This is a genomic window from Variovorax sp. 20P10.2.4, assembly GCF_058244205.1.
This window is the reverse complement of the sequence record NZ_JBZAYE010000595.1, coordinates 1-4,508: the sequence shown is the minus strand read 5'-3', so window position 1 is coordinate 4,508 and position 4,508 is coordinate 1. Positions and strand designations below refer to the sequence as shown.

The following is a 4,508-nucleotide window of genomic DNA, read 5'->3' as shown; positions in this document are numbered from 1 at the left end:
CTCTACCTCGCGATCAAGGGCTTCGGCGGCGCGTACCTGGTCTACCTGGGCATCCGCATCTGGCGCGGCGCGCGGCAGCCGCTCGCGATGGCGCCGGAGGCGGGCACGCCCGCCGCATCGGGCGGCCGCGGCAAGCGCACCTTCCTGCTCGGGCTGGCCACGCAGGTCAGCAACCCGAAGACGGCCGTGGTCTACGCGAGCATCTTCGCGGCCTTCCTGCCGCGCGAGGTGCCGCTGGTGCTGGCGCTCGCGGTGCCGGCCGTGATCTTCTGCATCGAGACCGGCTGGTACGCCATCGTCGCGCTCGCGCTGTCGTCGGCGGCGCCGCGCTCGGCCTACCTGCGCTACAAGACCTGGATCGACCGCGCGGCCGGCGGCGTGATGGGGCTGCTGGGGCTGCGGCTGGTGTGGTCGGCGGTGCGCGGGACCTGAGGCCGATTCCTAGAGCAGGCTCTCCGGCGTCAACGGCGCCAGCAGCTCGAGCATGGTGCGGTCCCAGAAGCCCGAGTCGGGCTCCTCGCTCAGCACCGTGGTCTTGCCGGCCTCCTCGCTGATCCACTCCAGGCGCGAGTCGCTGCCTTCGGCGAAGCGCAGCCTGTAGGCGCCCTGCTGCTTGAGCACCTCGAGCAGCTTCAGCGCCTGCTGCGCCATCTCGGGGCTGCGGATGAACAGGCCGATCTCGGTGTTGTGGACCTCGGAGCGCGGGTCGAAATTCATCGAGCCGACGAACAGGATGCGCTGGTCGATCACCGCCGACTTGGCATGCAGCCGCCCGACCGAGGTGCCGAACAGGCCCAGCCGCACGCTGCGGCGGGTGCGGTTGGTGCTGAGTTCGTAGAGTTCGGCGCCCAGGCGCAGCATCTCGGGCCGGTAGCGGCGGTAGGCGGTGTGCACCAGCGGCTCGTCGGTGGCGGCGAGCGAGTTGGTCACCACGCTGATCTTCACCTGGCGCCGGCGGATCTCGTTCATCACCTCGAGCCCCGCGGCGCCCGGGATCAGGTAGGGCGAGACGATGGTCACCTCGCTGCGCGCGCGGCGCATCTGCTCGACCACGTTGTAGCGCACGCTGTCGACGTCGAGCAGCGGCACGCCGCCGTACGAGGCGGTCTTGCCGATCACGCGGTCGGGCGAATCGGCATAGGCCTCGGCCGTGGTCCAGATCAGGCCGAGCCGGCCGGCGTCGAGGTCCTCGGCGATCGGGCCGTAGCCCAGCAGGTCGTTGGGCGCGGGCTTCGGCGGCGGCGGCGTGGTGTCGGGGCCGGTGGCGGCCTCGAAGCGGCGCTGCAGTTCGTCGGCAGGCAGCGCGCTCGCCACCACCGACTCGATGGGCCGCACGTAGGGGCTGTTCCAGTACTGGTCGAACAGGCTGCCCAGGCGCGGGATCAGCGCGCCCGTCACGAAGGTGTCGAGGTCGATGAAGTTCTCGCCCGCGGTGCGCCGGAAGTACTGGTTGCCGATGTTGCGCCCGCCCGCCACGGCCATCGCGCCGTCGGCGATGAACAGCTTGTTGTGCATGCGCCGGTTGACGCGGCTGAAGTCGAACAGCGAGGCCGTGAAGCGCGCGAGCAGGCTGCCGCGGCCGGCCGGGAAGGGGTTGAACAGGCGCAGCTCGACATTGGGCGTGGCCGCGAAGCCGCGCAGCAACTCGTCCTCGCCCGCGGTGTAGAGGTCGTCCATCAGCACGCGCACCCGCACGCCGCGCTGCGCGGCGTCGCGCAGGGTGCGCAGCAGGTAGCGGCCGGTCTCGTCGTTCTCGATCTGGTAGTACTGGACGTCGAGCGTGCGCTGGGCCCGGCGCGCGAGCTGGATGCGGGTGTCGAAGGCGAAGTCGCCACCGGGCATGAGGCGAAAGCCGCTGAGGTCGGGGTCGGGCTGCGCGGCCAGCGCGATGCGCCCGAGCGCGGTGTCCTTCGACACGGCGATGGCCTTGGTAGGCGCGCGCGGGGCCTCGTCGGGCAAGGTCGCGCAACCGGCGGCCAGCAGCGCGGCCGCGATGGCGAACACCCAGAGCCCACAGCGCGACAGCAGGCGTCGGGCCATCGGCGGCTTTCTACAGGGCCTTGCGCAGGTTGGCGGGCGCGATGCGCAGCGCCTCGCGGTATTTGGCGACGGTGCGGCGCGCGCACTCGATGCCCTGCTCCTTGAGCATCTCGGAGATCTGGCTGTCCGACAGCGGCTTCTTCACGCTCTCCGAACCGACGAACTGCTTGATCAGCGCGCGCACCGCGGTGCTCGACGCATTGCCGCCGGTCTCGGTGCCCAGCGCCGAGCCGAAGAAGTACTTGAGCTCGACCGTGCCGAAGGGCGTGGACATGTACTTGGCGGTGGTCACGCGCGAGATGGTGGACTCGTGCAGCCCGAGCTCGTCGGCGATCTCGCGCAGCACCAGCGGGCGCATCGCGAGCTCGCCGTGCACGAAGTAGCTCTTCTGCCGCTCGACGATGGCGTTGCTCACGCGCAGGATGGTGTCGAAGCGCTGCTGGATGTTCTTGATGAACCAGCGCGCCTCCTGCAGCCGCTGCGACAGCGCCTGGCTGCCCTCGCCCTTGTGCGACTTGAGCGCGCCGGCATAGATGTCGTGCACGCGCAGCCGCGGCATCACCTCGGGGTTGAGCATGACGCGGAACTTCACGTTGGTGCCGCGGCCGGTCTTGGTGACGATCACGTCGGGGATGACGATGTTGCGCTCGACATCGACGAAGCGGCGGCCCGGCTTGGGTTCGAGCCGCGCGATGATCTGCAGCGCCGAGCGCACCAGTTCCTCGTTGGTGCGCGTGAGCGTGGCCAGGCGCTTGAAGTCGCGCCGCGCGAGCAGCTCCATCGGCTGCTTGCAGATGGCGAGCGCGGTCTTGCGCACCAGCTCCTCGTCCTCGGTTTCGTCTTCGTCGGCCAGCGCGCGCAGCTGGATCGCGAGGCATTCGCCGAGGTCGCGCGCGCCCACGCCCGCGGGCTCCAGGCTCTGCAGCAGACCGAGCGCGACCTGGAAGTGGTGCACCAGCTCGTCGAACTGGTCGTTGTCGTCGCCCGCGAGGCCCGAGGCCAGCGCCGGCAGCGAATCCTCGAGGTAGCCGTCGTCGTTGAGCGACTCGATCAAAAAGCGCAGCGCGGCGCTGTCGTTCTCGTTGAGCCGCAGGCTCAACGCCTGGCGGTGCAGGAAGGACTGCAGCGATTCCTGGCTGCGCGCGAGTTCGGTAGCATCGGCGCGCTCGTCGTCGCCGGTGCTGCTGTTGTTGCGCGCGGGCGCGTCGCTGCCCCACTCGCTGTCGTCGGGCGCCATGTCGACGGTGCCGTCGCCTTCCCAGTCGGGCTCGCGCTCGGGCGAGTCGAGGGCCGGTTCGGCCTCGGACGATGAGGTGGTCTCGGTGGACGTGGTCGAGGTCGAAGGCGCGGCGCTCGCGTAGTCGCTCTCGGCTTCGCGCTCGGTGTCCTCGCGCGGCGCGGGCGTGTCGGCGGCGTCGAGGCCGAACTCCTCGCGCGCGGCTTCCTCGGCGGTGCGCTCGAGAAAGGGGTTCTCGTCGAGCATCTGCTCGACCTCCTGGCTCAGTTCGAGCGTGGAGAGCTGCAGCAGCCGGATCGACTGCTGCAGCTGAGGCGTCAGCGCGAGATGCTGCGAAACGCGCAGCGACAAGCCTTGTTTCATGCCCTCAGGAAATGACTTGCACGAGGGTCATCACATGCGGAAGTGCTCGCCCAGGTAGACCCGGCGCACTTCGGCGTTGTCGACGATCTCCGAGGGCGTGCCCTGTGCCAGCACATGGCCGTCGCTGATGATGAAGGCGTGGTCGCAGATGCCCAGCGTCTCGCGCACGTTGTGGTCGGTGATGAGCACGCCGATGCCGCGTTCCTTCAGGAAGCTGATGATGCGCTGGATCTCGATCACCGCGATCGGGTCGATGCCGGCGAAGGGTTCGTCCAGCAGGATGAAGCGCGGCTGGGTGGCCAGCGCGCGCGCGATCTCGACGCGGCGGCGTTCGCCGCCCGACAGCGCGAGCGCGGGCGAATCGCGCAGGTGGTCGACGCGCAGGTCGGCCAGCAGCTCCGACAGGCGCTCTTCCATGCGCTGCTTCGACAGCGCCTGCGGCCGGCCGTTGGCATCGGGCTCGCGCTGCAGCTCGAGCACCGCGCGCACGTTCTCCTCGACCGTGAGCTTGCGGAAGATCGAGGCCTCCTGCGGCAGGTAGCTCAGGCCCATGCGCGCGCGGCGGTGGATCGGCATGTGGGCGATCGGCTCGCCGTCGATGGAGATCTCGCCCGCGTCGGCGCGCACCAGCCCGACGATCATGTAGAACGAGGTGGTCTTGCCGGCGCCGTTGGGCCCGAGCAGTCCGACCACTTCGCCCTTCTGTACGTCGAGCGAGACGTCCTTGACCACCTTGCGGCTGCCATAGCTCTTCTGCAGGCCGCGCGCGACGAGGCGGCTGCCCGGCACGCCGTTGGCTTCCTGGGTTCCGGCGGCTTCGATCACTTGCGTTCTTCCCCTTCGCCGCTCAGCGTGGTGGTGGAGCGCA

4 protein-coding genes are annotated in these 4,508 nt (G+C 69.8%); 1 reads left to right on the top strand and 3 read right to left on the bottom strand.

What is annotated here, in order from left to right; all coding sequences use genetic code 11:
* A partial coding sequence (locus AC27VN_RS33775) for a LysE family translocator (RefSeq protein ID WP_490879394.1) occupies nucleotides 1-432 on the top strand: 432 nt, incomplete at its 5' end.
* A 9-nt stretch (nucleotides 433-441) separates the two neighbouring features.
* Here AC27VN_RS33775 and AC27VN_RS33770 read toward each other — a convergent pair.
* From AC27VN_RS33770 to lptB, 3 genes are read right to left on the bottom strand one after another with little or no spacing between them, the layout of a single operon-like run.
* The gene (locus AC27VN_RS33770; RefSeq protein WP_490879393.1) at nucleotides 442-2,040 is read right to left on the bottom strand and encodes a phospholipase D family protein; all 1,599 of its coding nucleotides are present in this window, start codon (nucleotides 2,038-2,040) and stop codon (nucleotides 442-444) included.
* A gap of 10 nt (nucleotides 2,041-2,050) precedes the next feature.
* The gene (locus AC27VN_RS33765) at nucleotides 2,051-3,640 is read right to left on the bottom strand and encodes an RNA polymerase factor sigma-54 (RefSeq protein ID WP_093350636.1); all 1,590 of its coding nucleotides are present in this window, start codon (nucleotides 3,638-3,640) and stop codon (nucleotides 2,051-2,053) included.
* A 30-nt stretch (nucleotides 3,641-3,670) separates the two neighbouring features.
* On the bottom strand, nucleotides 3,671-4,465 hold the full coding sequence (gene lptB / locus AC27VN_RS33760; RefSeq protein WP_057595581.1) for an LPS export ABC transporter ATP-binding protein: 795 nt from the start codon (nucleotides 4,463-4,465) through the stop codon (nucleotides 3,671-3,673).
* Between the last annotated feature and the right edge of the window lie 43 nt (nucleotides 4,466-4,508).

Excerpts from the sequence above, each read along its gene's own strand:
- AC27VN_RS33770 (WP_490879393.1), bottom strand. The coding sequence starts at position 2,040 with ATGGCCCGACGCCTGCTGTCGCGCTGTGGGCTCTGGGTGTTCGCCATC.
- AC27VN_RS33765 (WP_093350636.1), bottom strand. The coding sequence starts at position 3,640 with ATGAAACAAGGCTTGTCGCTGCGCGTTTCGCAGCATCTCGCGCTGACG.